General features: G+C 67.6%; 27 protein-coding genes and 1 tRNA gene. 16 read left to right on the plus strand and 12 right to left on the minus strand.

Features of this window, described 5'->3' with window-relative positions:
- Window positions 1–160 precede the first annotated feature (160 nt).
- The gene (locus ACX9OW_RS14495) at window positions 161–850 is read right to left on the minus strand and encodes a glutathione binding-like protein (RefSeq protein WP_283219116.1); all 690 of its coding nucleotides are present in this window, start codon (window positions 848–850) and stop codon (window positions 161–163) included.
- A gap of 109 nt (window positions 851–959) precedes the next feature.
- Here ACX9OW_RS14495 and ACX9OW_RS14500 point away from each other — a divergent pair, with 109 nt between their 5' ends.
- Together ACX9OW_RS14500 and ACX9OW_RS14505 are read left to right on the plus strand one after the other, a co-directional pair.
- Window positions 960–1,565: a TIGR00645 family protein gene (locus tag ACX9OW_RS14500; protein WP_053519577.1), complete on the plus strand. Its 606-nt coding sequence runs from the start codon at window positions 960–962 to the stop codon at window positions 1,563–1,565.
- Between the two features lie 201 nt (window positions 1,566–1,766).
- On the plus strand, window positions 1,767–2,765 hold the full coding sequence (locus tag ACX9OW_RS14505; RefSeq protein WP_053519576.1) for an energy transducer TonB: 999 nt from the start codon (window positions 1,767–1,769) through the stop codon (window positions 2,763–2,765).
- A gap of 59 nt (window positions 2,766–2,824) precedes the next feature.
- Here the strand turns inward: ACX9OW_RS14505 and ACX9OW_RS14510 are convergent, their stop codons facing one another.
- Window positions 2,825–3,079 carry a hypothetical protein gene (locus ACX9OW_RS14510; RefSeq protein ID WP_065181451.1) on the minus strand — a complete coding sequence of 85 codons (255 nt, stop codon included), beginning with the start codon at window positions 3,077–3,079 and terminating at the stop codon, window positions 2,825–2,827.
- Between the two features lie 77 nt (window positions 3,080–3,156).
- Between ACX9OW_RS14510 and ACX9OW_RS14515 the strand changes: the two genes are divergently transcribed.
- Window positions 3,157–3,942, plus strand: coding sequence for an AraC family transcriptional regulator (locus ACX9OW_RS14515; protein WP_368865415.1), 786 nt, complete (start codon window positions 3,157–3,159; stop codon window positions 3,940–3,942).
- Window positions 3,943–4,009: 67 nt separating this feature from the next.
- Window positions 4,010–4,438, plus strand: a complete 429-nt coding sequence (locus ACX9OW_RS14520) for a DUF7832 domain-containing protein (RefSeq protein ID WP_459062427.1) — start codon at window positions 4,010–4,012, stop codon at window positions 4,436–4,438.
- Between the two features lie 72 nt (window positions 4,439–4,510).
- Here ACX9OW_RS14520 and ACX9OW_RS14525 read toward each other — a convergent pair whose 3' ends face one another.
- From ACX9OW_RS14525 to ACX9OW_RS14535, 3 genes are read right to left on the minus strand one after another with little or no spacing between them, the layout of a single operon-like run.
- Window positions 4,511–5,695: an ABC transporter permease gene (locus tag ACX9OW_RS14525; protein ID WP_065174299.1), complete on the minus strand. Its 1,185-nt coding sequence runs from the start codon at window positions 5,693–5,695 to the stop codon at window positions 4,511–4,513.
- Window positions 5,692–6,438, minus strand: coding sequence for an ABC transporter ATP-binding protein (locus ACX9OW_RS14530; RefSeq protein WP_065174298.1), 747 nt, complete (start codon window positions 6,436–6,438; stop codon window positions 5,692–5,694). Before ACX9OW_RS14530 ends, ACX9OW_RS14525 begins: the two co-directional genes overlap by 4 nt.
- Complete coding sequence (locus ACX9OW_RS14535; protein ID WP_128989921.1) at window positions 6,435–7,961, minus strand: alpha/beta fold hydrolase; 1,527 nt, start codon at window positions 7,959–7,961, stop codon at window positions 6,435–6,437. The genes ACX9OW_RS14530 and ACX9OW_RS14535 overlap by 4 nt, the downstream gene beginning before the upstream one ends.
- Window positions 7,962–8,172: 211 nt before the next feature.
- On the opposite strand from ACX9OW_RS14535, the gene ACX9OW_RS14540 reads away from it, so the two are divergent.
- Both ACX9OW_RS14540 and ACX9OW_RS14545 read left to right on the plus strand, forming a co-directional pair.
- Window positions 8,173–8,673, plus strand: a complete 501-nt coding sequence (locus ACX9OW_RS14540) for a DUF1203 domain-containing protein (protein ID WP_111187199.1) — start codon at window positions 8,173–8,175, stop codon at window positions 8,671–8,673.
- 213 nt (window positions 8,674–8,886) lie between these two features.
- Complete coding sequence (locus tag ACX9OW_RS14545) at window positions 8,887–10,056, plus strand: lytic polysaccharide monooxygenase (protein WP_065174295.1); 1,170 nt, start codon at window positions 8,887–8,889, stop codon at window positions 10,054–10,056.
- 50 nt (window positions 10,057–10,106) lie between these two features.
- Here ACX9OW_RS14545 and ACX9OW_RS14550 read toward each other — a convergent pair whose 3' ends face one another.
- A complete protein-coding gene (locus ACX9OW_RS14550; protein ID WP_080375334.1) occupies window positions 10,107–10,856 on the minus strand; it encodes a ferredoxin--NADP reductase in 750 nt (249 codons plus the stop codon).
- 84 nt (window positions 10,857–10,940) lie between these two features.
- On the opposite strand from ACX9OW_RS14550, the gene ACX9OW_RS14555 reads away from it, so the two are divergent.
- The 4 genes from ACX9OW_RS14555 to ACX9OW_RS14570 all read left to right on the plus strand — a co-directional run bounded on the left by ACX9OW_RS14555 (window position 10,941) and on the right by ACX9OW_RS14570 (window position 14,636).
- Entirely contained in the window at window positions 10,941–11,909 is a 969-nt protein-coding gene (locus tag ACX9OW_RS14555) for an ABC transporter ATP-binding protein (protein WP_164150561.1), read from the plus strand.
- Window positions 11,906–12,697 carry an ABC transporter permease gene (locus ACX9OW_RS14560; RefSeq protein WP_053519566.1) on the plus strand — a complete coding sequence of 264 codons (792 nt, stop codon included), beginning with the start codon at window positions 11,906–11,908 and terminating at the stop codon, window positions 12,695–12,697. Before ACX9OW_RS14555 ends, ACX9OW_RS14560 begins: the two co-directional genes overlap by 4 nt.
- A 71-nt stretch (window positions 12,698–12,768) precedes the next feature.
- Window positions 12,769–13,707 carry a 2-dehydropantoate 2-reductase gene (panE, locus tag ACX9OW_RS14565; protein ID WP_053519584.1) on the plus strand — a complete coding sequence of 313 codons (939 nt, stop codon included), beginning with the start codon at window positions 12,769–12,771 and terminating at the stop codon, window positions 13,705–13,707.
- Window positions 13,704–14,636, plus strand: a complete 933-nt coding sequence (locus ACX9OW_RS14570) for a Rossmann-fold NAD(P)-binding domain-containing protein (RefSeq protein ID WP_459062428.1) — start codon at window positions 13,704–13,706, stop codon at window positions 14,634–14,636. The genes panE and ACX9OW_RS14570 overlap by 4 nt, the downstream gene beginning before the upstream one ends.
- Here ACX9OW_RS14570 and ACX9OW_RS14575 read toward each other — a convergent pair.
- Entirely contained in the window at window positions 14,627–15,439 is an 813-nt protein-coding gene (locus ACX9OW_RS14575; RefSeq protein ID WP_459040690.1) for a TatD family hydrolase, read from the minus strand. The genes ACX9OW_RS14570 and ACX9OW_RS14575 overlap by 10 nt on opposite strands.
- A 67-nt stretch (window positions 15,440–15,506) precedes the next feature.
- On the opposite strand from ACX9OW_RS14575, the gene hrpB reads away from it, so the two are divergent.
- Together hrpB and ACX9OW_RS14585 are read left to right on the plus strand one after the other, a co-directional pair.
- Window positions 15,507–18,011, plus strand: a complete 2,505-nt coding sequence (gene hrpB, locus ACX9OW_RS14580; RefSeq protein ID WP_459062429.1) for an ATP-dependent helicase HrpB — start codon at window positions 15,507–15,509, stop codon at window positions 18,009–18,011.
- A gap of 118 nt (window positions 18,012–18,129) precedes the next feature.
- Entirely contained in the window at window positions 18,130–18,519 is a 390-nt protein-coding gene (locus tag ACX9OW_RS14585) for a hypothetical protein (RefSeq protein ID WP_459062430.1), read from the plus strand.
- A gap of 59 nt (window positions 18,520–18,578) precedes the next feature.
- On the opposite strand, the gene ACX9OW_RS14590 is transcribed toward ACX9OW_RS14585, so the two are convergent.
- The 3 genes from ACX9OW_RS14590 to ACX9OW_RS14600 all read right to left on the minus strand — a co-directional run bounded on the left by ACX9OW_RS14590 (window position 18,579) and on the right by ACX9OW_RS14600 (window position 20,390).
- Window positions 18,579–19,118: a pseudouridine synthase gene (locus tag ACX9OW_RS14590; RefSeq protein WP_197600288.1), complete on the minus strand. Its 540-nt coding sequence runs from the start codon at window positions 19,116–19,118 to the stop codon at window positions 18,579–18,581.
- Window positions 19,119–19,186: 68 nt separating this feature from the next.
- Window positions 19,187–19,447 (minus strand): hypothetical protein, encoded by a 261-nt coding sequence (locus ACX9OW_RS14595; protein WP_065174290.1) that lies wholly within the window; start codon window positions 19,445–19,447, stop codon window positions 19,187–19,189.
- An 85-nt stretch (window positions 19,448–19,532) separates the two neighbouring features.
- On the minus strand, window positions 19,533–20,390 hold the full coding sequence (locus tag ACX9OW_RS14600; protein ID WP_459062431.1) for a class I SAM-dependent methyltransferase: 858 nt from the start codon (window positions 20,388–20,390) through the stop codon (window positions 19,533–19,535).
- Between the two features lie 170 nt (window positions 20,391–20,560).
- Here ACX9OW_RS14600 and ACX9OW_RS14605 point away from each other — a divergent pair, with 170 nt between their 5' ends.
- From ACX9OW_RS14605 to ACX9OW_RS14620, 4 genes are all read left to right on the plus strand, one after another.
- The gene (locus tag ACX9OW_RS14605; protein WP_180876485.1) at window positions 20,561–21,517 is read left to right on the plus strand and encodes an aldo/keto reductase; all 957 of its coding nucleotides are present in this window, start codon (window positions 20,561–20,563) and stop codon (window positions 21,515–21,517) included.
- Between the two features lie 637 nt (window positions 21,518–22,154).
- Window positions 22,155–22,228, plus strand: a tRNA-Gln gene (locus tag ACX9OW_RS14610).
- A 356-nt stretch (window positions 22,229–22,584) separates the two neighbouring features.
- A complete protein-coding gene (locus ACX9OW_RS14615; RefSeq protein WP_459062432.1) occupies window positions 22,585–23,709 on the plus strand; it encodes a slipin family protein in 1,125 nt (374 codons plus the stop codon).
- A 56-nt stretch (window positions 23,710–23,765) separates the two neighbouring features.
- Window positions 23,766–24,986 (plus strand): RtcB family protein, encoded by a 1,221-nt coding sequence (locus tag ACX9OW_RS14620; protein WP_459062433.1) that lies wholly within the window; start codon window positions 23,766–23,768, stop codon window positions 24,984–24,986.
- Window positions 24,987–25,034: 48 nt separating this feature from the next.
- Here the strand turns inward: ACX9OW_RS14620 and ACX9OW_RS14625 are convergent, their stop codons facing one another.
- Window positions 25,035–25,937, minus strand: a complete 903-nt coding sequence (locus tag ACX9OW_RS14625; protein WP_164150470.1) for an NAD(P)/FAD-dependent oxidoreductase — start codon at window positions 25,935–25,937, stop codon at window positions 25,035–25,037.
- Window positions 25,927–26,382: an Rrf2 family transcriptional regulator gene (locus ACX9OW_RS14630; RefSeq protein ID WP_053518119.1), complete on the minus strand. Its 456-nt coding sequence runs from the start codon at window positions 26,380–26,382 to the stop codon at window positions 25,927–25,929. Before ACX9OW_RS14630 ends, ACX9OW_RS14625 begins: the two co-directional genes overlap by 11 nt.
- Window positions 26,383–26,488 lie beyond the last annotated feature (106 nt).

Raw genomic sequence — 26,488 nt, forward strand, 5'->3', positions numbered from 1 at the left:
CAGCATGTGCGGTGGCGATCAGCCCCCATCCTAACCAAGCCCGTGCGGGAAGGCAGCATGACCTTCTGCCCATGGCAGGGACCGGGCACGGCACATCGGCCGTTGACGGGCGGGTAGCGCCGGGCCATGCCCGGCGAGCGCAGCGGCCTGCGCAGGACCCTCAGCGCTGGCCGAACAGATGCTTGCGCTCGTCATCGCTGAGCGGCTTGCCGGCGTTCGGATTGACCTGCTGGCGCAGCGCATACGCCCGCTGGGTGGCCGGGCGCGCGGCGATGGCCTGATGCCAGCGCTTGAGGTTCGGGAAGGCATCGAAATCTGCCGGCAGCGCGTCGTAGGCACCGACCCACGGATAGCTGGCCATGTCGGCGATGGTGTACTCCTCGCCGGCCAGGAAGGCATGCCCGGCCAGCCGCTTGTCCATCACCCCATGCAGGCGCCGCACCTCGCTGTCGTAGCGCTCGATGGCGTAAGGAATCTTCTGCGGTGCGTAGACATTGAAATGCCCCATCTGGCCGCTCATCGGGCCCAGCCCGGCCATCTGCCAGAACAGCCATTCCAGCGTGGCGATGCGGCCACGCGCATCGGTGGGCAGGAAGCGACCGGTCTTCTCGGCCAGGTACAGCAGGATCGCACCGGATTCGAACACGCTCTGCGGCGCGCCGCCGTCAGCCGGCGCATGATCGACGATGGCCGGCATCTTGTTGTTGGGCGAGATCGCCAGGAAGTCCGGCTTGAACTGGTCGCCCGATCCGATGTTGACCGGGTGGATGCGGTACTCCAGCCCGCATTCCTCCAGCATCAGGGTGACTTTATGGCCGTTCGGGGTAGGCCAGTAATACAGATCGATCATGGCAGCGGCTCGGGTGCGGTAAGGAACCTGAAGTCTAGTGCGGGAGTTGGCTTGGCACCGTCATGGCGGGCCGGTAACCTCGCTCCTCCCCCGCAACGCACTGTCCTGCATGTCCCCCCAACGCCCCCTCTCCCCGCTGTCCTCGCTGATCTTCGCCTCGCGCTGGCTGCAGCTGCCGTTGTACCTGGGCCTGATCGTCGCCCAGGGTGTCTACGTGTTCCTGTTCGGCAAGGAACTGTGGCACCTGATCTCCCACTCGGCCTCGATGGGCGAACAGCAGATCATGCTGATCGTGCTGGGCCTGATCGACGTGGTGATGATTTCCAACCTGCTGGTGATGGTGATCGTCGGCGGTTATGAAACCTTCGTCTCGCGCCTGCGGCTGGAAGGCCATCCCGACCAGCCGGAATGGTTGAGCCACGTCAATGCCAGCGTCCTGAAGGTGAAGCTGGCGATGGCGATCATCGGCATTTCCTCGATCCACCTGCTCAAGACCTTCATCGCCAGCGGTTCGCTGGGCGGCCTGCCGCTGTGCGCGCCGGAACTGATGAACGTCGCCGCTGCCAACATCGGTGCCGCCAGGTGCTCGACCTTCACCGAGCAGGGCGTGCTCTGGCAGACCATCATCCACTGCGTGTTCATCCTCTCGGCGATCGGCATCGCCTGGACCGACAAGCTGATGTCCAACAGCCACGACAAGGCACAGGCGCATTGAGGCGCTGGCCGGTGGTGGCGCGGACGCCACCGCCGGTCGTCGCTGCCGCCCTTGTACGCAGCGCTGGCGGGGATGCTAGATTGCTTCCTCGCCGTTGCCGGCGGTGGCGTCGGGAAACGCCACCCTGCCGTGCTCGGACCCACGGTCCCGGCCATGCATATCAATGATTTACGTAACGTCGTCTTCTTAGAGGGGAGCAGGATGTCGCACGTCACAACGATCACCGCCGCGCGCCGGTGGCTGCCGGTTGCCTTGGTACTGGCCCTGGCCGCCTGCTCGGGCAAGGAAGAAACGCCTGCCCCTGCCCCGGCAGGATCGCCTGCCGCTGCGGCGCCGGCGACACCGGTAGTGGCCGCCAAGGTGCAGTCGATGGGCACCGAGCAGCTGCGCGAGTCGGCCAGCCAGGCGCTGCGCGAGAACCGCATGTACGCCCCGGCCGGCGACAACGCCATCGAGTACTACCTGGCCCTGCGCGACAAGACGCCGGACGATGCCGCGGTGAAAAGTGCGCTGACCGACCTGCTGCCCTACACCCTGATCGCGGCCGAGCAGCATCTGGGCCGCGAGGACTTCACCGAGGCGCAGCGCCTGGTCGCCCTGATCGAGAAGGTGGATGCCTCCGCACCGGCCCTGCCACGCCTGAAGGAAGGCCTGGCCAAGGGTGTGGAGAACGCGGCCAAGCGCACCGAGTCGGAAGCGGAGCGGGCCAAGAAGGACGCCGAGGACCGTACCCGGCAGCAGGCCGAGCAGCAGCGCCTGGCCGAGCAGCGTGCCAAGGAAGCCGATGCGGCCAGGCAGATCGCCGCACAGCAGGATGCCGCCCGCCGTGACAGCGAGCGCGAGGAAGCCGAGCGCCAGGCCGCCGCACGGCGTGAAGCGGAGCAGAAGCAGCAACAGGCCGCTGCGCAGCAGGCCAATGCCGCACGCCAGGCACCTGCCGCCGCGCCCAGCCTGCGTCCGGTCAGTACGCCGGCCCCCCGCTATCCGGCCGACGCCCTGCGCGCTGGCACGTCCGGCGAGGTACTGGTGGAGATCACCGTGGGTACCGACGGCTCGGTGGTGAACGCCCGCGTGCTGCGTGCGACGCCCGCGCGCATCTTCGACCGCGAAGCCATGAACGCCGTGAAGCGCTGGCGTTTCGAGCCGGTCAGCGCTCCGGTCACCACCCGCCGCACTCTGGTGTTCGCGCCGGGCGGCTGAGCCGGGACATCCCCGCCAACGATCACGACAAGGCCCGGTCTGTCCGGGCCTTGTTCGTATCAGCGCTCGCCGTCGATCAGGTGCTGCAGGGCCGGATCGCGTGCCCTCAGGATGCGGAACAGGCCCAACGCATGCAGACCCGGCAGCAGCGCGCGCAGGTCGGCTTCCGCCGCTGCCCGGGACGCAGGGCTGCCGGCGGGATCCTGCCAGTCGCGGACGCTGGCAAGGAAAGCGCCCACGCTGCCCTTGCGCACGGTGAGGCCGTTGGCCACCACGTCGTTCTGATGGTCAGGGAGGATGTCTTGAGGCTGCATGAGGAACTCCTTTCGGCGGGTGGAGTGCAGTGTGGACGCTCCTGTCTGCCGGATCTGCCGTATAACTGCCAGTTGATATGGCATATCAGACATCCCCCGCCCTGATTGACCCGCCCTTGGTCGACACCGCCCAAGGGCCGGTGCTGCTGACCGCGCAACTGGCCTTGGACCGTCCACGCCGGACCGCCCGGCACCAGCACGCCCGCGGGCAGCTGCTGGGGGCGCGACAGGGCCTGCTGCGGATCGAGGCAGGCGACCTGCACTGGCTGCTGCCAGCCGGCCATATGGCGTGGGTTCCGCCCGGACTGCCGCATGCGCTGGCCAGCATCGGCCCGTTCAATGGCTGGAGCCTGTACCTCGACGCAGCGACCTGCACGCGACTCCCGGCACGCCCACGCATCGTGCAACCGGGCGCCCTGCTGCAGGCAGCCGTGGATCGCGCGCTGCGCTGGGCGCCCGCACCGCTCGACGCGGTGCAGGAGCGTCTTGCCGGCGTCATTGCCGATGAGATCGACGCCAGCACGCCGCTGCCGCTGGCCTTGCCGCAGCCACGCGATCGGCGCCTGCGGCGCGTTGCTGCGGCGTTGGCGCGTGCACCACAGGACACCCGCAGCGTCGAGGCCTGGTCCCTTGCCATGGGACTGTCCAGCCGCACCCTTGCGCGCCACTGGCGCGCCGAAACCGGCATGACACTCAGCCAATGGCGCCAGCGCCTGCGCGTCCTGCTGGCGCTGCCACGCCTGCTGGCCGGGGAACCGGTGATCAGCGTGGCGCTGTCGCTCGGCTACGACACCCCCAGCGCCTTCATCGCCGTGTTCAAGCGCGAGATGGGGGTGACGCCTGCGCGGTATGCAGAGGGCTGACGTATTCAGCACTTCCTCTGCCTGCCTTCGCGCCCCAAACTGCCTGCTGATTTCAGGATGGGAACAGATGAAGTACGACGACGCCAGCTGGCATTCCGGCGGTGACTTCCCCGCAGATCTTCCGGCTGAGGCCGGAGCCACTCACATTGGCATGTACCTGGCATGGCTGCTGCTACAGGGCATGGCAAATGAAGAGCTCGCCGAGGATGCAGAAGAGGACCTGCAGGCACTGCGGGAGCGCAGAACGACACCCGGCCGGTTCCTGCTGGAATACAGCGATGGCAAATTCGTCGATGACCTGATCAGTGATGAGGCCAACACGTTCACAGCCGCATACTACGACCTCGAAGATGGCCAGTATCTCGAAGACTATGAGGAACAGCTGGGGGCCGATGTCCCGGATCTGTACCACGTCGCCGATACCTGGGAGAACGTCGACCGGCTGGCCCCGGTGATCGCCCGGCGCTTCGCCGCTTGGCAGGCAACGCGAACCTGAAAACAGCGAGGCCCGGAATGACCGGGCCTCGTTCCCTATCCGCCGGGCAGGGCCCGGCGCTTCCAGTGGCGGTCAGCCGGAAATCGCCAGGCGTTCGTTGTGGTAGCGGCGCACGGCGGCAAACCACAGCAGTGCGGCCAGACCGAGACTGGCGCCCAGATAGATCGCCCAGACGCTGGGACTGATCACTTCGTGGCGGATGACCTTCAGCAGCATCTGGTTCTGCGACAGGAACGGCACTGCGTACTGCCACAGCTCGCTCTTCAGTGGGTAAGCGACCAGCGCGTAGCCGGGCAGCATCGGCAGCAGCATCAGCCAGGTCATGTGGCTCTGCGCTTCCTTCATGCTCTTGGCCGCAGCCGACAGGAAGGTCAGCAGCGAGGTACCGATCAGCAGCATCGGCAACATCACCAGCAGCATCTGCAGCATCGAGCCGACATTCATGTTGAACTGGCGGCCGATGTTGCCCGGGGCGATCTGCGCGCTGACCTTGAAAGCCACCAGGGTCAACAGCAGCGACGCGAAGCCGACCACGCAGGCGGCGGCGATCTTGCCACTGACGATCGCGCTGCGTGAGCCGGGCGTCGCCAGCAGGGGCTCGAGTGACTGCCGCTCGCGTTCGCCTGCCGTGGCGTCCATCACCAGATAGGCGCCGCCGATGAACGAGGTCAGGGTCAACAGCACCGGCAGCAGCATCGACAGGATCATGCCCCGTTTCGCTTCGGCACTGGCCAGATCCTGGCTGCCCACGTCCAACGGACGCGCGACCTGGGCATCCACGCCGCGTGCCATCAGCCGCAGTGCGCCCACCTGGCCGTTATAGGTGGCCAGCGCCGCTTCCAGGCGTGCGCTGGGCACTTCGGCGGCACGCCGGGTGCTGTCCTTGATCACCTCCACCAGCGCCGGCCTGCCCGCGGCCCAGTCCTCGCCGAAGTCATCGCTGATGCGCAGCGCGACGTCGATGTCCTGGTTGCGGATGGCCGCGGCGAGGTCCTTGGGTGCTGCGCTGGCGTTGAGCCCCTGCGCGGCCAGGAAGCGGACCAGGTTCGGTGCGTTGTCCGCGCCGATGGTCGGAATCTGCAGCGGTTGCTCGATCTGCGTGCGCACGCGGCTCTCGGCCAGCTTGCCCATGCCCAGCAGCAGCACCGGGTACAGCAGCGGACCGAACAGCAGGGTCAGCATCAGCGTGCGGCGGTCGCGGGAGAGATCACGCAGCTCCTTGCGCATCACCGTCATCAGGGTCGACATCATGCTCATGCGTGCAGGCCCTCTTCGCTGCCGATCAGTTTCACGAACGCATCTTCCAGATTGGCTTCGCCGGACTGCGCGCGCAGCTCATCGGCACTGCCGGCGGCCATGACCGTGCCCTTGGCGATGATCACGATGTGGTCGCACAGTGCAGCCACCTCCTGCATGATGTGGCTGGACAGAATCACGCACCGCCCTTCCTCACGAAGTCCCAGCAGGAACCGGCGCAGTGCACGGGTGGTCATCACATCCAGGCCGTTGGTCGGCTCGTCGAGAATCACATTGCGCGGATCGTGCACGAGTGCGCGCGCGATCGCGGTCTTGGTGCGCTGGCCCTGCGAGAAGCCATCGGTCTGGCGGTCGAGGATGTCGCCCATGTCCAGCGCCTGCGACAGCACGTCGATGCGCTCGCGGATGCGTGCTTCGGACAGGCCGTGCAGCCGGCCGAAATAGGCGATGTTCTCGCGCGCGGTCAACCGCTTGTAGACGCCCCGCGCATCGGGCAGCACGCCCAGGTGGCGACGGACCTCCACGGGATTGCGCGCGGCATCGATGCCGTCGACGCTGATGCTGCCCTGGTCAGGCGTCATCAGGGTGTACAGCATGCGCATGGTGGTGGTCTTGCCGGCACCGTTCGGGCCAAGCAGACCGGTGATGCGACCGTCCTCGGCGCGGAAGCCGACATCGGCCACTGCCTGGATGCGGCCGGTGCGGGTATCGAAGGCCTTGTGCAGGTTGTCGGCGACGATCATGGTTCCCATCCGTTGAACGAGGTGAACGCCGGCACGTAGCTCAGCGTATCCAGGCAGCTGGCATCCAGCGCCTTGGCATCGGTGCTGTCGATGAACTGGCCCAGCAGGCGGGGCATGCAGCCGGCGGAGAGCGTGCCGTGGCCCTGGCCGCGCGCGACCAGTGCGCGCCCCTGCGGCAGCCCCTTGAGCACCTGTGCGGCGTAGCGCGGTGGCGTGACCGGGTCCAGTTCACCGGACAGCAGCAGCGCCGGCACCTCGCTGCGCAGCGGTGCGGCATCCGCGGCGGGGGCCGCGGTGTGCGGCCAGACAGCACACGGCGCGAAGAAGGCGCTGGCCACCTCGTTGCCGAACAGGCGCTCGGCATTGGCGGCTGGCGCGTGGTAGCGCGGAGCGTCCTCGCTGCAGATCACCGACCACTGCATGCCGCGGTTGATCTGGAAGCCCATGCTGCGGTTGGCACCGCGTGCCAGCGAGGCGAGCGGTGCATAGCGGCCCTGCGCAGCCTCGTCCAGCACCAGCGGCAACAGCGAGGCGTACTGCGGAACATAGGAGAAGGCGAACGCCAGCCCCATCACGCTGTCCGGCGTCAGCACGTCGCGCCGCGGCGCGTTCGTGCCGGGGTCGCGGTAGTCAACGGTCACCGGCGCGGCGCGGAGCGTATCGAGCACGCCGCGCAGCTGTTTGCCGGTGTCGGTCGGAAAGCGCTTGCTGCACGCCGGGTCCTTGCGGCACTGGGCCGACTGCAGATTGATCGCGTCTTCGAAGGTATTGGCGAAGTCACCCCCGACCACCAGCTCGTTCGGAACGACGCCGTCGATGACGATGCTGCGGGTGTGCTGCGGATAGGCCGCGGCATAGCGCTGGGCCACGCGGGTTCCGTAGGAACCACCCACCAGGTTCAGCGCATCCACGCCCAGCGCCTGGCGCACGGCATCCAGATCGGCAACGGCGTCGCGGGTGGTGTAGAACCGCGCATCGGCACGTCCCTGCAGAGAGCTTGCGCAGCGCTGGGCGTAGTCGCGCAGCAGCGCCTCGCTGGGGGGGGCCTCTTCGTCGAACGCCAGTTCCTTGCCATCTGCGCCCAGGCAGTTGAGCGGGTTGGAGCCACCGGTGCCGCGCTGGTCGATCAGGAAGATGTCGCGTTGCTTGCGAACCTGGCGCAGGGCGGTATCGACGATGACCGCCACCTCGCTGGCCGCCTGCCCGGGCCCGCCGGCGAGGAAGAACACCGGATCCGGTTGGCCGGAGCCACTGTTGCCCGATTCCAGCCAGGCGATACGGAGGTTGATCTTCCGCCCTTGCGGCTGCGCCCTGTCCTCGGCCACCTGCAGGGTGGCGCACTGTGCCTCGACGTTGGCGCTGGCGCCCATCGTGGTCAATGTGCAGGGCTGGAAGTCGATCTGTCCGTAGCGGCGGCCGGGCGTTTCCGCCGCCGCATCGGCGCTGCCGGAAGGCGCTGCGCCGCAACCGGCAAGCAGCAGGCTGGCCAGCGCGCCGGCCAGTGCGAGGTGGTGTCTTTGCATCGTGCTCGTTTCCCCTGGAAGACGTTCCTGTCGACCACGACGGACTGCCGCGGAAGATGTGACCCAACTTACACGGGCAGGAGGCTGGCGGCGATGGGCAATCGTCACTGGAAAGCCAGGCCCATGTCGGCCGGATCGAATGCGGCGTCGCATCATGGCGAGCAGCGCAGCAGTCGGCCACGCAGACTCATGGAGAACCCAGGAGATTCCCATGAACGCGTGGTACCTCAGCGGCCTCGATCACCGCCCCTTCCAGCACCTGTTCGAACAGAGCGACCGCGCGCTGGCTGCGCAGGGCATCCTGCGACGCTGGGCCGGGGATCGCGGCGGCCATCCGTGCCGGGTCAGCCTGTCCGACCCCCCAAGTGGCGCCGAACTGCTTCTGCTGCCCCATACCCACTTGGCCACGCACTCGCCCTATCGCGCGTCCGGTCCGATCTTCGTGCAGCGCGGCGCTACGCGCTGCGTCCTGCCCGCCGGGGTCGTTCCGCCCTACGTCGAGCGACGGCTGATCTCACTGCGCGCCTACGACGAGGATGCACTGATGATCAGCGGGCAGGTCTGCCCCGGCAACGAGGTCGGGGTGCAGCTCGATGTGCTGTTCGCCGATCCCGCGGTGGCCTTCGTGCAGTTGCACAACGCAGGCTACGGGTGTTTTTCGTGCCAGGCGGACCGGGTGGATCAGGACGCGCTGACACACGGCGTCGCGTGATCGGCACCACGCACGACGCGTGACCTTCTGCGCATCCGTTCAGGCCTGCGTGAAGCCTGTGGGAAAGGCTTCACGCAGGCAGTCACGGAACGGCACTTCCAAGGTACCGCGCGATGCAACGCACCTCGATACTCGCCGAGGTGCCGCCGACCGTCCGCTGCGCAGCGCAACGCCTGCGGTCACCGTTCCCATCGACGACCACAAGGATGCGCCATGTCATTCCGATCCACACGTGTAGTGCTGGCCAGCTCATTCGCAGCCGCCGGCCTGATCTGCCTGGCCAGCAGCGCATTCGCGCACGGCACCATGACCACGCCGGCCAGTCGCGTCTACGCCTGTTTCCAGGGCAATCCGGAGAATCCAACCAACCCGGCCTGCGCCGCCGCGAAAGCACTCGCCGGCTCGCAGGCGTTCTACGACTGGAACGGCATCAACCAGGCCAACGCCAATGGCAACCATCAGGCCGTCGTACCCGACGGCACGCTGTGCAGCGGCAACAACCCGACCTTCCGCGGCCTGGATCTGAACCGCAGTGATTGGCAGACCACGCCGATCCAACCCGATGCGAACGGCAGGTTCACCTTCGTGTTCAAGGCCACCGCACCGCATGCCACGCGTGACTGGCGATTCTTCGTTACCCGCGAAGGCTGGACACCGGGCAGTCCTCTGCGCTGGGCGGACCTGCAGGAGTTCTGCACACTGGGCAACACTCCGCTGTCCGCCGATGGCACGTACAGGCTGCAGTGCCCGCTGCCACAGCGCACGGGCCAGCACGTGATCTACAACACGTGGCAGCGCGCGGATTCGACCGAAGCGTTCTACACCTGCATGGATGTGCGTTTCGAGGGCGGCAGCACTCCCCCGGCATCGCAGTGGCAGGATGCCGGCCCGCTCACCGCGCGTGGCGATCTGCCGGTCGGCACCGTCCTGGCGCTGCGCGTGTTCAACGCCAGCGGCAACGATGTGGAGCGGGTGGAGGCCACACTGGCCAGCGGCCAGACGGCGGCCGCGCAGTGGCCGCTGGTGCTGGCCCGCAAGGTCAATGGCGCCAGCCAGCACGCTCGGGTGGGCGTACTGTCCAACGGCACGATCACGCCGACGGCGTCGGCGACCGGCAACCGGGTCTATCTGAAAGAAGGCAACCGCTTCCAGCTGGACACCCGGGTACCCGATCCGGGCACGCCTTCGCCGGGCGGCGACTTCGACTACGTGTACCCGGCAGGCATCGGCAGCTATGTGCCCGGGCAGACCGTGGTGAAGGGCAGCGATGGCCGGCTGTACGCCTGCCGTCCGTTCCCTGAAGGCGCGTGGTGCAACGTCAACGCCGACGCGTACCGGCCGGGCGTGGGCGCAGCCTGGCGTGATGCCTGGGTGCCGTACTGAGACCGGCGCGGTCTGCGGGAGGCGGCTGGCGCCGCCTCTCCGCAGCGCACTCACTTGCTGCTGACGTACTTCTCGCGGCGGATCTGCGGGTTGCCCAGCCCGGCCGCCTTGAGCAGCTCGGCGCAGGCATCAACCATGTCCGGGTTGCCGCACAGGTAGGCGATATCGGTGGCCGGGTCCGGCGTGAAACCAGCCAGGGCCTGCTGCACGTAGCCATGATGGACGTCGGCGTGGGCCTGTTCCGGCAACTCCCGCGACAGGCACGGAACATAGCGGAAGTTCGCGTGCTTTTCGGCGAAACTGTAGAAATCTTCGCTGTACAGCAGTTCGCCCGGGCTGCGTGCACCCTGCAGCAGGACGACCTGCACGCCGCGTTCGGTCATGGCCCTTTCCAGCAGTGGCAGCATCGAGCGATAGGGGGTCACGCCGGTACCGGTGGCGATCAGCAGATAGCGCGCGTTGTGATCGCCGGGGTTCAGGCAGAACCGCCCGTACGGGCCGGACGCGCTGATCTGGCCGCCGGTTTCCAGCGCCTCGAACAGCGCTGTAGCGGCGCCGCCGGGCACGAAACTGACCGCGATATCCACGGCTTCGCCGGGCCCCAGTGCGTGATCATGCAGGGTGGCCAGGGAATAGCTGCGCTTGGTCTCGGTGCCATCGGCGTAGCTGAAATGGACCTGGATGAACTGGCCGGGCTGGAAATCCAGCGGCTGGCCATCGTCGCGCACGAACTGGTAGTGGCCGACGGTCGGGGCCAGCATGCGGCGGCCGACCAGCTTGAGGGGGAATTGAACAGGCACGACTTTTCGGGACAGTGTGTAGCCGGGGCGAGCCCTCGGGGTCTTCTATAATAGCCCTTCCCCGCCCCTCTCCAGCGCCAGCCCATAGGCGCGAAGGCTTCGAGCTTGGCATCCCTGAACGATACGGCGCCCGCCCTGCGCGTGCGCGACCTGCGCAAAACCTACGACAACGGAACCCAGGCCCTGAAGGGGGTCTCGCTGGAGGTCGCCCCGGGCGACTTCTTCGCCCTGCTGGGCCCCAACGGGGCTGGCAAGTCCACCCTGATCGGCATCATCAGCTCCCTGGTCAACCTCAGCGAGGGCCAGGTGGAGGTTTTCGGCAGCGACCTGGTGCGCAACCGCAGCGCGACCATGCGCCTGATCGGCCTGGTGCCGCAGGAGATCAACTTCAACCTGTTCGAAAAACCCTTCGACATTCTTGTGAACTACGCCGGCTTCTATGGCGTACCGCGCGAGGAAGCGGAGCAGCGCGCGGAAGAGGAACTCAAGCGTGCCCATCTGTGGGAGAAGGCGCAGGTGATGAGCCGCACCCTGTCCGGCGGCATGAAGCGCCGGCTGATGATCGCCCGCGCGATGATGACGCGTCCCCGCCTGCTGATCCTGGATGAGCCGACCGCGGGCGTGGACATCGAGATCCGCCGCGACATGTGGCGGGTGCTGAAGGAGATCAATGCGGCTGGCACGACGATCATCCTCACCACCCACTACCTGGAGGAGGCCGAGTACCTGTGCCGGCATCTGGCGATCATCAACCACGGCCGGATCGTCGAGCAGGGGCCGATGCGTGCGCTGCTGGCCAAGCTGGACGTGGAAGGCTTCCTGCTGGACATCGATGGCGATCTGCCGGTGCAGCTGCCGGCGATCGAGGGCGCAACCCTCAGCGCGCCCGACGCGCACACCCTGGACATCGACATGCCACGGGCGATGGATCTGAACCGCGTGTTCGCCGCGCTGAATGAAGCCGGCATCCGCGTGCGCTCGATGCGTACCAAGAGCAACCGCCTGGAGGAGCTGTTCGTGCGCCTCACCGGCAACCAGGAGAAATCCGCATGAGCACCACCGAGCTGACCGACGGCCAGCGCAACCGCGTCGCGCTGCTGACCATCGTGCGCCGCGAAGTGACCCGGATCATGCGCATCTGGGGCCAGACGCTGGTGCCGCCGGCGATCACCATGACCCTGTACTTCCTCATCTTCGGCGGCCTGATCGGCTCGCGCGTGGGCGAGATGGGCGGGTACAGCTACATGCAGTTCATCGTGCCCGGGCTGGTCATGATGAGCGTGATCCAGAACAGCTACGGCAACATTAGCTCGTCCTTCTTCGGCGCCAAGTTCGGCCGCCACGTGGAAGAGCTGCTGGTGAGCCCGATGCCGAACTGGGTGATCCTGTGGGGTTACGTGGCCGGTGCGGTACTGCGCGGCCTGATGGTCGGCGTGATCGTGCTGATCATCGCGATGTTCTTCACCCCCGTGCGCATCCCGCACCCGCTGGTGACACTGACCACGGTGCTGCTGGGCGCCACCATCTTCTCGCTGGCCGGCTTCATCAATGCCGTGTACGCGAAGAAGTTCGACGACGTGGCGATCGTTCCGACCTTCATCCTGACCCCGCTGACCTATCTGGGCGGCGTGTTCTATTCGGTGAAGCTGCTGCCGGCCTGGGCTGAAGCGGCGACCCATGCGAACCCGATCTTCTACATGGTCAACGCGTTCCGCTACGGCCTGCTGGGCAGCAGTGACGTGCCGCTGTGGGTCGCGTATGCGCTGATGATCGGCTTCGTGGTGGTGCTGACGGCGGTGGCGCTGTGGCTGCTGCGCCGCGGCGTGGGCATGCGCAGCTGAGCGCCGATCGCCGGGGTCGCGATCCCCGGCACACCCGCAACATTGGTTCCGCAGACAACGGTGAACGTGCAATGCGCATCCTGATTCTCGGCGCCGGCGGTACCGGCGGTTACTTCGGCGGCCGCCTGGCCCAGGCCGGTGTGGACGTGACCTTCCTGGTCCGCCCTGCCCGCGCCGGGCAGCTTGCACGCGATGGACTGGTGATCCGCAGTCCGGTCGGCGATGCCGCCTTCCCGGTGCAGCACGTGACAGCCGATGCGCTGCCCGCGCTGGCCCGGGAGAGGCCCTTCGACCTGGTCATCCTCAGCTGCAAGGCCTACGACCTGGACAGCTCGATCGAGGCCATCGCGCCGGCGGTGGGCCCCCGCACCACCGTGCTGCCGATCCTCAACGGGCTGCATCACTACAACGATCTGGATGCACGCTTCGGCCGCGAGGCGGTGCTGGGTGGGCTGTGCTTCATCAGTGCGACCAAGGCACCGGACGGTGCGGTGGTGCATCTGGGAAAACCCGCCAAGCTCACCTTCGGGGAACGCGACGGTGGCGCGCTCTCGGCGCGCGTGCGTGCCTTCGCCGCCGCCTGCACGCAGGCCAACCTCGATCACCTGGCCAGCGAACGCATCGGCCAGGAGCAGTGGATCAAGTACACCTTCCTCACTGCGCTTGCCGCGGCGACCTGCCTGCTGCGCGCGGACATCGGCACGATTGTCGCGACCGATGATGGCACGGCCATCGTGCAGGGCCTGTACGACGAGTGCCTGGCCGTGGCGGAGGCGGCCGGTGAGGCAGTCCCGGCGGCAGCGCAGGACACTGCGCGCGGCACGTTGACCCAGGCCGGCTCGGCATTGAAGGCCTCGATGTTGCGTGACCTGGAGGCCGGGCAGCAGGTGGAGGCCGGCCACATCGTCGGTGACATGCTGGCGCGTGCACGCAGCGCCGGCCAGCAGGGCGTGCTGCTGCAGGTCGCCTACAGCAGCCTGCAGGCCTACCAGGCGCAGCGCCGGGCGTGAGCCTGACGCTGCCGGTCGGTCCGTTGCCCGGACGGGTGCTGATCCTGGGCATGGGCTGGAGCGGGCGCGTACTGGCGGCTCGCCTGGAAGCGCTGGGCGTGCAGGTCGCCGGCACCGTACGCGATCCGGCCACGGCAGCCGTGGATGGCCTGCGCTGCCATCGACTCTGCGCTGGAACAGCACCTGCACCCGCGCTTCTGGATGACATCGCGCGCGCCTATGCGGTGCTGGGCAGCATACCGCCCGATGCCGACGGCGACCCGGCAGTGCGCATGCTGCGCACGGCACTGGAAGACAGTCCCGCATTGCAGTGGGTGGGCTATCTGTCGTCAACGTCGGTGTACGGCGACCGCCAGGGCGGCTGGATCGATGCGGACAGCGTGGCCGACGCCACCGGGCCTGCGGGCCTGCAGCGCCTGCGCGCGGAGTCGCAATGGCGCGCACTGGCCAGCCGGCGCGGCATCGCCTCGGCAGTGTTCCGGCTGCCCGGGCTGTATGGTCCCGGCCGCAACGCACTGGTGCAGCTCGCGCAGGGACGTGCCCGCCATGTGCTGAAGCCGGGCCTGTTGTTCAACCGCCTGCATGTGCAGGACCTGGTGGCGGTGATCATCGCGGCGATGCGGCGACCCGCCCTGCAGGCGCTGTACTTGCCCAGCGACGATGAGCCGGCACCGCCACAGGACGTGCTGGCCTTCGCCGCGCAGCTGGGAGGCTTTGCGATGCCACCGGCAATGGCGTGGGACGACCCGGCGCTGAGCCCGGCCCTGCGCCGCTTCTACGAAGGCAGCAAGCGCATCGACAGCCGCGGTACGCGCGAAGCGCTGGGGTGGGCGCCGCAGTTTCCGACGTATCGGGAAGGGCTGACGGATCTTGCCGCTTCGCTCGCCGGGCATGGCCGAGCGTTACCGGATCCGGGCATTCACGGCTGACGTGTAGTGTCGGCGTCGGGCAGCCGGAAGAAGGCACGGGCCGCCGCCGTTGCATGGGCTGCGGTCAGCACGACGTCCTCGCCACGATCACGGGCCAACTCCTCGACGATGTGCGAAAGGAACATCGGTTCGTTGCGGCGATCCTTCGGCATCGGCTTGAGCGTGCGCGGCAGCAGGTACGGCGCATCGGTCTCGATCATCAGGCGATCGGCTGGAATGCTCTTCACCAGCTCGCGCAGGTGCGCCCCGCGACGCTCGTCGCAGAGCCAGCCGGTGATGCCGATGTACCAGTCCTGGTCGAGGTAATCAAACAACTCCTCCCGTTCACCGGTGAAGCAGTGCACCACCGCCGGCCCGAGGCGACCCTCGAAGTTCTTCATCTGCGCCATGAAGTCGGCGTGCGCGTCGCGCTGGTGCAGGAACAGCGGCTTGCCGTTCTCCGCCGCCAGCTGCAGCTGGCGCTCGAACGCACGGTGCTGGGCAGGTCGCGGCGAGAAGTCACGGAAGTAGTCCAGTCCGCACTCGCCGACCGCCACCACTTCCGGGTGGGCATGCAGGGCGCGCATCTCTGCATCGCATTCTTCGGTGTACTCCACCGCATGATGCGGGTGTACGCCGGCCGTCGCATACAGGAATCCCGGCTGCTGCTGGGCCAGCTGCAGCGCCAGCGGAGAGTGCTCGCGGCTGGCCCCCGTGACCACCATCTGCACCACCCCGGCCTGGCGGGCACGCTGCAGCACGGCGTCGCGGTCGCGGTCGAAGGAGTCGTGGGTCAGATTGGCGCCGATATCGATCAGGTGCATGGTCATCGCGGAGGAAATGTGCCTGCGCATTGTACCCGCGCCCAGCGTGGCCCCTTATCCTTTGCGCATGGACGCCCCGCACTTCCCCATTTCTCCGCTGCTGCCGCAGATCCAGCAGCATCTGGCCGCACAGCCACGGCTCGTGCTGGAGGCACCACCGGGCGCCGGCAAGACCACCCAGGTACCGCTGGCGCTGCTCGATGCACCGTGGCTGCAGGGCCGCAGGATCATCCTGCTGGAGCCGCGCCGGGTGGCCGCGCGCAGCGCAGCGATGTTCATGGCAAGGCAGCTCGGCGAGGAGGTCGGCGATACCGTCGGCTACCGCATCCGCTTCGAGAACCGGGTGTCCGCGCGCACCCGCATCGAGGTGGTGACCGAAGGCATCCTGACCCGCATGCTGCAGGACGACCCGTTGCTGGAACAGGTGGGCGCGATCCTGTTCGACGAGTTCCATGAGCGCCACCTCAGCGGCGACCTGGGATTGGCACTGGCGCTGGACGTACAGGCACAGCTGCGCCACGACCTGCGGCTGGTGGTCATGTCGGCGACCCTGGATGGCGAGCGGCTGGCACGCTTCCTCGACGCACCCCGCTTGAGCAGCGAGGGCCGCAGCTACCCCGTGACCGTCAGCCACTTCCCGGCGCGTCGCGAAGAATCGCTGGAACTGCAGGTCCGCCGTGCAGTGCAGCAGGCGCTGGTCGAGCACCCGGGCGACGTGCTGGTGTTCCTGCCTGGCCAGCGGGAGATCGCCCGCGTGCAGGCCGGTCTGCAGGAATCGATCGGCGGCAACACCGAGGTCCTGGCACTGCATGGCGAACTGCCGGTGGAGCAGCAGGCGCGCGTGCTGCAACCCGCAGATGAGGGCCGCCGCCGCGTGGTGCTGGCCACCAACGTGGCCGAATCCTCGGTGACCCTGCCCGGCGTGCGCGTGGTGATCGACAGCGGCCTGGCACGCGAGCCCCGCTATGACCCGAACAGCGGCTTCACCCGCCTGGACGTGGTGGCCATTGCGCAGGCCTCGGCCGACCAGCGTGCCGGTCGTGCCGGCCGCGTGGCCGAGGGCGTGGCCTGGCGCCTGTGGCCGCAGTCGCAGCGGCTGGAGCCTCAGCGGCGTGCCGAGATCGACCAGGTCGAACTGGCAGGACTGGCGCTGGAGCTGGCGGCGTGGGGCAGCAGCGACCTGCGCTTTCTCGATCCGCCCCCAAGCGGACCGATGGGTGCGGCGCGCGAGCTGCTGCACCGCCTGGGCGCGTTGTCGGAGTCGGGCGCGATCACCGCCTTGGGCCGACGCGTGCTGGCGCTGGGTACCCATCCACGCATGGCTGCGATGCTGCTCGCCGCCCCTGACCCGCACGCACAGGCGCTGGCGGCCGATCTGGCGGCGCTGCTGGAAGCACGCGACCCCCTGCGCCAGGGCGGCGACGCACTGGCGGCACGCTGGCGCGCGCTGGCCGCGTTCCGTGCTGGCCGCGCGCCGGCCGATGCCAGTCGTGGTGGACTGGCTGCCATTGATGCCGCCGCGCGCCAGTGGCGGCGTCGGCTGCGCTGCGATGCCGCGCCCCCTGCCAGCATCGAAGCGCACGCGCTGGGCGATCTGCTGGCGCACGCTTTTCCCGATCGTATCGGCTTCCAGCATCCGGGCGATCCGCTGCGCTACCTGCTCGCCAACGGGCGCAGCGCGCGCCTGCATGAACTGAGCGATCTGCGTGGCGAACCGTGGCTGGTCGCCAGCGAACTGCGTTTCGAGGCCCGCGATGCGCTTCTGCTGCGCGCCGCGCCGGTCGATGAGGACCATCTGCGCAGGATCTACCCGCAGCGCTTCGTCACCACCGACACGGTGCGCTGGGACGGCGAACGGCGTGCGCTGGTCGCACTGCGCGAAACCCGCTTCGATCGCATCGTGCTGGACAGTCGCTCGGCGGGCCGGGTCGACCCGGAACACGCGGCCGGCGCCTTGACCGAGGCTGTTGCCGAGCTCGGCCTGCAGGCACTGCCGTGGACCGAGGCCCTGCGCCAATGGCAGGCACGGGTGGAGTCGCTGCGTCGCTGGATGCCCGAGCTGGAGCTGCCCGACTGCAGCGATGCCACGCTGCTCGCCACCCGCGCGCAGTGGCTGCAGCCTGCGTTTGCCGGCAAGAGCCGCCTCGATGCGCTGGACGAAGCCAGCTTCGCAGAAGCGCTGAAGTCGCCCCTGGCATGGTCACAGCGGCAGCTCGTGGAGCGGCATGCGCCAACCCGCATCACTGTGCCCTCCGGGCTGGAGCGGCCCATCACCTATGCACTGGACAGCGAGTCCGGCGAACCGCTGCCACCGGTGCTGGCCGTGAAGCTGCAGGAGTTGTTCGGACTGGCAGACACTCCCCGCATCGCCGATGGGCGCGTGCCACTGACCCTGCACCTGCTGTCACCCGGCGGTCGTCCGCTGCAGGTCACCCAGGACCTGCGCAACTTCTGGGAAAACACCTATGCCGAGGTGAAGAAAGAGATGAAGGGCCGCTATCCCCGCCATCCCTGGCCGGACGACCCGTGGACGGCCACCGCCACCCACCGGGCCAAACCACGGGGAACATAGCAATCCTGCCTGATCCTGAATGGAGCGCGTAGAGTCACGCCGTGTGACTGCCCGACTGACATACCGTTTACGGGCAACGCGCCACACTGGACTTCGACCCGAGGCAAAGGACCCCCGCATGAGCAGACTGACCGTGATTACCGACCGCGCCCTGGAGCGCGCCCTGGACCTGGCCCACACTGCGGGCGACGGCCTGAAGAGTGCCGGCGGCAGCCTGCGCCATCTGGGTCCGCAGGCCAGCGACTGGATCAAGACGGGAGCCGCACTCGGCGCAGTGAAGACCGGTGGCAAGGTTGCCAGCAAGTTCGCCCGCCGCAATCCGGCAGTGACCATCGCCGCCGCGGCAGTGGGTGTGGGTCTGCTCGGCTATGCCCTGTATCGCAAGCAGCAGAAGAAGAAGGCGGCCAATGGTCACGTCGTCGATGGCCAGGCGCAGCGCATCAGTGCCCGCGACCGCCGCAACGACACCGTGGTCGACGAGCACAGCGATATCGGCAGCGACGCCTGAGGCAGGCGGCTGCATCCGGGCCGGAGATCGCCTGTGGGTGATCTCCGGCCCGTTTCGTTTCAGCCGATCTGCCGCCACTGTCCGGGGCGCAGATCATCCAGCCGGTAAGGACCCATTGCCACCCGCACCAGGCGCAGGGTGGGCAGGTTCACGGCGGCGGTCATCCGCCGTACCTGGCGGTTGCGCCCTTCACGGATCGTGATCGCCAGCCAGGTATCCGGCACGGTCTTGCGGAAACGCACGGGCGGATCGCGCGTCCACAGCTCCGGCGCGGGATCGAGCCGTTCGACCTTCGCCGGCAGGGTCGGCCCGTCATTGAGGATCACGCCGCTGCGCAGGCGCTGCAGCTGGTCCTCGCCAGGCGTGCCTTCCACCTGCACCCAGTAGGTCTTGTCGGCCTTGTGCTTCGGATCGGTCAACCTGTGCGCCAAGGGGCCGTTGTCGGTCAGCAGCAGCAGGCCTTCACTGTCATGATCCAGCCGGCCGGCCGCATACACACGCGGCGGCAGGCCGAACCCCGCCAGGGTCGGGCGCGGCGGGACGCTGCGATCGGTGAACTGGCACAGCACATTGAACGGCTTGTTGAAGGCAATCAGCATCGCAGGCACGGCAGGCGGTGGATGCGGCATTGTCCCATCCCGGCGCTGCCATCGCGATCACGGGCGCCTCAGCCGAAGACTTTCCACTTCAGCAGGAACGAAACAAGCACCAGCGCAATGCCACAGGCCGATGCGATCGCCGCCCGCCGCCGCTGGGACGCCAATGGCGGGCTCGCACGGCGCGCGCGTTCATCCTGCAGGATGCCGATCAACAGCACCGCGAACCCCACCGCGCCCAGCAGGTCATAGGTATTGCCGCCATGGAAGGTGAAGTCGAACAGGCGTACCAGCACCAGTACTGCGATCACGATGTACAGGATCTTCTTCAACCGCTCACTCCTTTGACTGTCGCGCCGGGCCAGGCCCGGCGGATACACGTGTGTCCATTGCCGCTTGCGGCTGCGAGGCTTCGCCTCAGGGCTTGATGAAGCGCAGGGTCATGCGATCGCTTTCGCCGATGGCCTGGTACTTCGCGGCGTCGGCCTTGTCATGCTGGTTGGTCGGCGGCAGGGTCCACACGCCGTTGGGATGATCCTTGGTGTCGCGCGGGTTGGCATTGATCTCGCTGCGCGCATCCAACCTGAAGCCGGCGGCCTCGGCCAGGGCGATCACCTGCTGCTGGCCGACATAACCAGTGTCATCATCGTCGGCCACATCGGCCTTGGCGCGGTGCTCCACCACGCCCAGCACGCCGCCCGGCTTGAGCACGTTGAAGAAGCCCTGGAACATGCCCTGCGCCTGGCCGGCCTTGCGCCAGTTGTGCACGTTGCGGAAGGTCAGCACCACATCGGCCGAGTTGGCCGGTCCGAACACCGGCGTGGCCGGATCGTAGGCGACCACGACTGCTTTGCCGAACTGTGCCGGCGCACCGGCGAACTTCTTTTCCAGGCCATCGCGGCTGCGCTGCTGGTAATCGCGGCCACGGCCTTCTGCCACCGCCATCGGGTCAACCACGGATGCCACGTACCGGCCCTTGTCATGCAGCAGCGGCGCGAGGATTTCCGAGTACCAACCGTTGCCCGGAGTGATTTCGATGACGGTCTTCTCCGGTGCCACCGAGAAGAAGGCCAGCGACTGTGCCGGATGACGGTAGCCATCACGCTTGACGTTGGCCGGATCGCGGGTCGACGCCTTCACCGCAGCGTCGATGGCGGGCGATACCTGGATCTGCGCCGGCGCCACCAAGGTCGGCGCAGCGTACGCGGGCACGGCAGCAAGCAGGGCGGAAGCAAGCAACAGGCGGCAACCACGCAGGGACGAAGCAGGCATCATCGGGGCGACTCCAGCGGAATGATGCGGCGAGACTAGCAGTCACCGCGCGCCAGGTGTTCACAAATCGTTAGCCGCGCGCCCGTCGCGGAACACTGTTTTGTGGTCAGCGCCGCAGCGCGGTAACACAACGCGTTCTATTCTGGAGCACTTCCCCCAAGGAGACCGTGCCCATGACGGCAACCCGTGAACTGGGCCGTTCCGGCCTGCATGTACGTCCGCTCGCCTTCGGAGGCAACGTGTTCGGCTGGAGCGCCGACGAGAAGGCCAGCTTCGCCCTGCTCGATGCCTTCGTCGACGCCGGCTTCAACCTGGTCGACACCGCCGACGTGTACTCGGCCTGGGTGCCCGGCAATGCAGGCGGCGAATCGGAGACGCTGATCGGCAGGTGGTTCGCCCGCAGCGGCAAGCGCGAGAAGGTGGTGCTGGCGACCAAGGTCGGCAAATGGGCCGAGCGCCCGGGGCTGACCCCGGACAACATCAATGCGGCGGTGGAAGACTCGCTGCGTCGCCTGCAGACCGATGTGATCGATCTGTACCAGGCGCACGAGGATGATGAGTCGACACCGCTGGAAGCCACGCTGGCCGCGTTCGGTCGCCTGATCGAAGCCGGCAAGGTGCGCGCCATCGGTGCCTCCAACTACAGCGCCACCCGCCTGGCCGATGCGCTGAAGGTATCCACCGATTACAAGCTGCCGCGTTACGAAACCCTGCAGCCGGAGTACAACCTCTACGACCGCGCCGGCTACGAGACCGCGCTGGAACCGCTGGTGCAGCGCGAGCAGATCGGCGTGATCGGCTATTACGCACTGGCCAGCGGCTTCCTGAGCGGCAAGTACCGCACGGCAGCCGATGCGGGCAAAAGCCCGGCGCGGGGCGAGAACGTGGTGAAGCGTTATCTCAACCCGCGCGGCCTGCGCATCCTGGAAGCGCTGGATGACGTGGCCAGCAAGCACACTGCCAGCCCGGCACAGATCGCACTGGCATGGCAGATCGCACGGCCGTCGATCACCGCGCCGATCGTCAGCGCCACCAGCGTCGAACAGCTGCACGACCTGCTGGCCGCGGCGAATGTATCGCTGAGCGTGCAGGATGTCGCGCAGCTGGACGCGGCAAGCGCGGAAGGCTGAGATTGGCCGGGGGCGGTCGCCGGCATCGGGCAGAAGAAAATAATTCAACAAAATGGTTGCGCACGACTAAATCGTGGTTTATCGTGCGCACCTCGTTTCAACACCCGCCTGGATGTTTCCCTTGAACGCGCATTTCTCCGCCATCGCCACACTGCTGCCATGCCTGCGCATGGATGTGCTGGCGCGCGCGTCCGGCAAGGAAGCACTGCCCACAACGGCCTGATACCCGCCCTGCGGAGATCGGCCACCCCGATCTCCGAGGCTTGACGACGCCCTCGGAACGCATGTCTCGGGGGCGTTTTCGTTTGCGTCGGCACAAGGACCCGCGATGCCAGAACTGCACCCCGCGCGGCATTCCGCCGCACACTGATCGGCCATTACCTGCACGCCGGAGTTTATCTTCGCGCGGGCGGCCGTGCCCGGACATTATCTGCATCGCCTCACAACATTATCGCCCGCCGATAATGTCGATGGCCTGCACCCTCGATTTTCCAACGGTCCCGCTTCAATGGCGGGCTGGTGCGCGCGGCGCTGCCGTAGCGTATGCCGGAGGTCGCGGACATGCCCTCGCCTGGATCGCCTGCTGGTCGCAGGCGCCGGTTCGCCGGCACGCGGTTCGATTCCGCGCGGTTCCCAACTGGATAGCTCAGCCTGGTCAGAGCAACGGATCCTGAGTCCGTCTGTCGTGGGTTCAATTCCCACTCCAAACCACATGACCTGTCACGTCATGACTTGAAGCAACACCCGGGACGCACGTCCCAGCGGCCATCGTCGCCATCCACGGACATCGCCTTCGGGCGGAGAAGTGGAAGCAACGGACCGCACGCCGGGCCCCGGTCCGCCGTCACTGCCCGCCTTGGTCCACCCCGGTGCTGCCTGCCGGCGGCGCCCATGGCGGTACTGCCGGCGCACCGAAGGCTCCGCGCGCGGACCGTCCACCGGTGGCCGCCCTCTTCCGCGGCCTGCACGGGGTGTGCAGGCCGCCTCGCCACGACCTGATCGGCCCGGGTCGCGGCGATGGATTTCCATCGGGTCGAACCACCAGAGCCATACAAGGAGAGACTCCCATGTTCTGGACCATCAAGGTCGTGATCGGCGACGGCGAGCGCGGCCTGGTGTATCGCAACCGTCGTTTCCAGCAGGTGCTGCTGCCGGGCGTGCACCGCCTGTCGCGGTTCGGCGGCTCGCCGCACGTGACCGTGCACAACGCATCGAAGGGCAGCGCCTACAGCGGCAGCGACCAGGACAGCCTGATCGACGCGCTGGGAGCACAGCTGCACGAACACTTCGTGCTGGCCGATATCGGCGCTGCACAGGTGGGTCTGCTGCTGCGCAATGGCCGTATCGACGATGTCCTGCCGCCCGGCAGCCGCCATCTTTACTGGCGGGGTTCGGTCGAGACCGCGGTGCGCGTGATGGCCCTGGATGACGAACCGCGCGTGCCGGCCGACGTGCAGCAGCGCCTGGGCCAGTTGGGCGTACTGCCGCGCGTGGCGGTGATCAGCACCGTGCCGAGCGAGTCGGTCGGCCTGCTGTTCGTCGACGGTACGCTGCGACAGACCCTGGATGCCGGACTGCACGCGTTCTGGAATTTCAACGGCAACGTGTCGGTGGAGCGCGTCGAACTGCGTGCGCGTTCGCTCGACGTGTCCGGCCAGGAGCTGCTCAGCCGCGACAAGGTGACCCTGCGGGTGAACCTGGCCGCGACCGTGCAGGTGGTCGACCCGGTGCGTGCACACCGCACGCTCAGCAACGCCGACGAGTTCATCTACCGGCAGCTGCAGTTCGGGCTGCGCCAGGCAATCGCCACGCGCAGCCTGGATGAGCTGCTGGGCGAGAAGGCGGCGCTGGACGGTGAGATCGCCGCGCACGTGCGCGCCGCGATCGAGGGCCACGGTGTGCAGCTGCTGGGTGTCGGCATCAAGGACGTGATCCTGCCGGGCGAGATGAAGGAGATCCTCAACGGCGTGGTGCTGGCCGAGAAGCAGGCACAGGCCAGCGTGATCCGCCGCCGCGAGGAGGCCAACGCCACCCGCTCGCAGCTCAATACCGCCAGGCTGATCGAGGACAACCCGGTGCTGATGCGGCTGAAGGAGCTGGAAGCGCTGGAGAAGGTCACCGAGAAGATCGACAAGCTCACCGTGTTCGGCGGCCTGGATGGCGTGCTGAAGCAGCTGGTGACGATGAAGTAGGGGGCTGGGGCGGCGCAGGGACGCGCCGCCGGCCCATCAAGGAGATGGATTGCAACATGGATACTCAACACACCTATCAATGGCTGCATGCCGAGGGCACCACGCCGATCAAGGGCTGGGTGAACGGCGTGCCGCTGGAAGCGCAGGCCCATGAGCAGCTGCGCAACATCGCCGCCATTCCATTCGTCGGGCCCTGGGTGGCCGTGATGCCGGACGTGCACCTGGGAAAGGGCGCGACCGTCGGCTCGGTGATCCCGACCCGCGGGGCGATCATTCCGGCGGCGGTGGGCGTGGACATCGGCTGCGGCATGGCCGCAGTGCGCACGACACTGCAGGCCAACGACCTGCCCGATGACCTGCGGCAGCTGCGCAACAGCATCGAGCGCAGCATCCCGGTCGGCAACGGTCGCGGTGGCGAGCATCAGCGCATGCCCGACAGCATCCACACGCGGCTGGTGCAGTCCGGCCTGGCCGCTGGCCTGGAGAAGATCAAGGACAGGCATCGCCGGATCCGCACCGACAAGCTCGATCGCCAGCTGGGCACGCTGGGAGGTGGCAACCACTTCATCGAGCTGTGCCTGGATGAAGCGGATGCCGTGTGGGTAATGCTGCACAGCGGCTCGCGTGGCACCGGCAACCTGATCGGCACGTACTTCATCGAGCAGGCGCGTCGCGAGCTGGAGCGCCGCGTGCTCGGCTTCCATCTGCCTGACAAGGACCTGGCCTTCTTCATGGAAGGCGAGCCGCTGTTCGACGACTACGTGGAAGCGGTGTCCTGGGCGCAGGACTACGCGCGGCACAATCGCGAGGCGATGATGGCGCGCGTGCTGGCCGAGATGCGGCATCGGCTGCCGCCGTTCCGGCTGGCGGCGATGGCCGTCAACTGCCACCACAACTACGTGCAGAAGGAAACGCACGCCGGGCAGGAACTGCTGGTCACCCGCAAGGGTGCGGTCAGTGCACGCCAGGGCGAGCTGGGCATCATCCCCGGCAGCATGGGCACGCGCAGCTACATCGTGCGTGGCAAGGGCAATGCAGACAGTTTCCACAGCTGCAGCCACGGCGCAGGCCGGGTGATGAGCCGCGGCACGGCACGCGAGCGGATCACCCTGGCCCAGCACCGCGAGGCGACCGCGCATGTGGAGTGCCGCAAGGACAGCGGCGTGCTGGATGAATCGCCGGCGGCGTACAAGTCGATCGACGATGTGATGGCCGCCCAGCTCGACCTGGTGGACGTGGTCCACACACTGCGCCAGGTGCTGTGCGTCAAAGGCTGATGGGGCGGGCCGGATGTCGTTCAAGAGAGCGGAATCCGGCCCTTTCCGTCACCCGATGCTGTCTTCGCTGACCAGCGCGTGATGCACGCCGATCCCGGCACGCACCCCTTCGGCGGCGGCCAGGGTGATGTTGCCAACCGTGGTCGCGTCGCCTGCGGCGTACACGTTCGGCACCGAGGTCTGCTTCATCGCGTCCACCTCGATCAGCACGCCGAGCGGGCTTTCGACCAGCGCGCAGCCCAGCTGCTGCACCAGCGGCGTGGCCATCGCCTGGGTGGCTGGAACGAACAGCGCGCGCTGGGCGATGCGACGGCCATCGGCCAGTTCCACTTCCAGCCAGGTCGGCTGGTCGCCCTGCACGGCAATCACCGGCGAGATCTCGATCTGCACGCCACGCTGCTGCATGGCCGCGCGTTCCTCTTCACTGATCTCCCCCGCCTGGCTGAAGAAGGTGACATTGCCCCAGTCGGCGAACAGCGGTGCCTTGCCGGCCGACATCGGATGGCCGCCGAGTACGCCGATCGCTCCGCCGCCGACTTCGTAGCCATGGCAGTAGGGACAATGCAGCACGGTGCTGCCCCAGCGCTCGGCCAGGCCGGGCAGGTCCGGCAGCTGGTCACTGATGCCACTGGCCAGCAGCAGCTTGCGTGCGGCCAGCACCTGGCCATCCGCGGTGCGGACCTCGACACCGTCGGGGCTGGCGGTGGCGTGCGCGGCCTCGGCATGGATCCAGCGCACGCTGGGATAGTCCAGCAGCTGCTGGCGCGCCGTCTTCAACAGCTCGGCACCACTGATGCCGTCCAGGCCGAGGACGCCATGCGAATGGCTGGCCGCACGGTTGCGGGGCAGGCCGGCGTCGATGACGGTGACCGCGCGGCGTGCGCGGGCCAGGATCAGGCCCGCGGCGATGCCGGCGTAACTGCCGCCGACGATGATCACTTCAGGATTCATGGTGTCCTTCCAGGGAGCGGTGATGGGCGAGGTGGCGCGCGAACTCCGCGCCGAGCTGGTCGAGCGTGGTGGACTGCAGGCGGTGTTCCAGCAATCGCTGCGCTTCGCGGGCACCATCGAGCAGCGCCGAGTCGACCAGTTGCTGGATCGGGCAGCCACGACCTGCGCCGCGTGTGCCGATCTGCACCAGCGGCGGTGCGCCGACCGCCAGGTAGATGTCGTGCAGCGTGATGCGGGTGGCATCGCGCGCCAGCTGGCTGCCACCGCCGTGCCCGCGTGTGCTGCGCACCAACCCGGCCTTGTGCATCTGTGCCAGCAGCCGGCGGATCACCACCGGATGGGTCGGCAGGCACATGGCCAGCTGTTCGGAGGTGCGCGGCCCCTGCTGGCCCACGAGATGGGCCATCACGTGCAGCGCGTCGGAAAGCGGGTTCGAGGATTTCATGTAACAACAATAGTTACATTTATATCCCCTGTCGAGCGTCCTGTTTCGTTCCATATGGACACATCTGTCCTATGAAACATTTCCTTCACCTCATTGAACGAAACGA

The organism is Stenotrophomonas genospecies 5 (genome assembly GCF_054473825.1).

Bases quoted from the DNA above. Each gene is read 5' to 3' on its own strand.
- ACX9OW_RS14590 (WP_197600288.1), bottom strand. From the start codon at position 19,118: ATGCTGATTGCCTTCAACAAGCCGTTCAATGTGCTGTGCCAGTTCACC.
- ACX9OW_RS14540 (WP_111187199.1), top strand. From the start codon at position 8,173: ATGAACGCGTGGTACCTCAGCGGCCTCGATCACCGCCCCTTCCAGCAC.
- ACX9OW_RS14605 (WP_180876485.1), top strand. From the start codon at position 20,561: ATGACGGCAACCCGTGAACTGGGCCGTTCCGGCCTGCATGTACGTCCG.
- ACX9OW_RS14495 (WP_283219116.1), bottom strand. From the start codon at position 850: ATGATCGATCTGTATTACTGGCCTACCCCGAACGGCCATAAAGTCACC.
- ACX9OW_RS14515 (WP_368865415.1), top strand. From the start codon at position 3,157: ATGGCATATCAGACATCCCCCGCCCTGATTGACCCGCCCTTGGTCGAC.
- ACX9OW_RS14560 (WP_053519566.1), top strand. From the start codon at position 11,906: ATGAGCACCACCGAGCTGACCGACGGCCAGCGCAACCGCGTCGCGCTG.
- ACX9OW_RS14630 (WP_053518119.1), bottom strand. From the start codon at position 26,382: ATGAAATCCTCGAACCCGCTTTCCGACGCGCTGCACGTGATGGCCCAT.
- ACX9OW_RS14545 (WP_065174295.1), top strand. From the start codon at position 8,887: ATGTCATTCCGATCCACACGTGTAGTGCTGGCCAGCTCATTCGCAGCC.
- ACX9OW_RS14520 (WP_459062427.1), top strand. From the start codon at position 4,010: ATGAAGTACGACGACGCCAGCTGGCATTCCGGCGGTGACTTCCCCGCA.
- panE (WP_053519584.1), top strand. From the start codon at position 12,769: ATGCGCATCCTGATTCTCGGCGCCGGCGGTACCGGCGGTTACTTCGGC.
- ACX9OW_RS14615 (WP_459062432.1), top strand. From the start codon at position 22,585: ATGTTCTGGACCATCAAGGTCGTGATCGGCGACGGCGAGCGCGGCCTG.
- ACX9OW_RS14510 (WP_065181451.1), bottom strand. From the start codon at position 3,079: ATGCAGCCTCAAGACATCCTCCCTGACCATCAGAACGACGTGGTGGCC.
- ACX9OW_RS14585 (WP_459062430.1), top strand. From the start codon at position 18,130: ATGAGCAGACTGACCGTGATTACCGACCGCGCCCTGGAGCGCGCCCTG.
- ACX9OW_RS14600 (WP_459062431.1), bottom strand. From the start codon at position 20,390: ATGATGCCTGCTTCGTCCCTGCGTGGTTGCCGCCTGTTGCTTGCTTCC.
- ACX9OW_RS14500 (WP_053519577.1), top strand. From the start codon at position 960: ATGTCCCCCCAACGCCCCCTCTCCCCGCTGTCCTCGCTGATCTTCGCC.
- ACX9OW_RS14505 (WP_053519576.1), top strand. From the start codon at position 1,767: ATGTCGCACGTCACAACGATCACCGCCGCGCGCCGGTGGCTGCCGGTT.
- ACX9OW_RS14530 (WP_065174298.1), bottom strand. From the start codon at position 6,438: ATGATCGTCGCCGACAACCTGCACAAGGCCTTCGATACCCGCACCGGC.
- hrpB (WP_459062429.1), top strand. From the start codon at position 15,507: ATGGACGCCCCGCACTTCCCCATTTCTCCGCTGCTGCCGCAGATCCAG.
- ACX9OW_RS14535 (WP_128989921.1), bottom strand. From the start codon at position 7,961: ATGCAAAGACACCACCTCGCACTGGCCGGCGCGCTGGCCAGCCTGCTG.
- ACX9OW_RS14525 (WP_065174299.1), bottom strand. From the start codon at position 5,695: ATGAGCATGATGTCGACCCTGATGACGGTGATGCGCAAGGAGCTGCGT.
- ACX9OW_RS14625 (WP_164150470.1), bottom strand. From the start codon at position 25,937: ATGAATCCTGAAGTGATCATCGTCGGCGGCAGTTACGCCGGCATCGCC.
- ACX9OW_RS14575 (WP_459040690.1), bottom strand. From the start codon at position 15,439: ATGCACCTGATCGATATCGGCGCCAATCTGACCCACGACTCCTTCGAC.
- ACX9OW_RS14620 (WP_459062433.1), top strand. From the start codon at position 23,766: ATGGATACTCAACACACCTATCAATGGCTGCATGCCGAGGGCACCACG.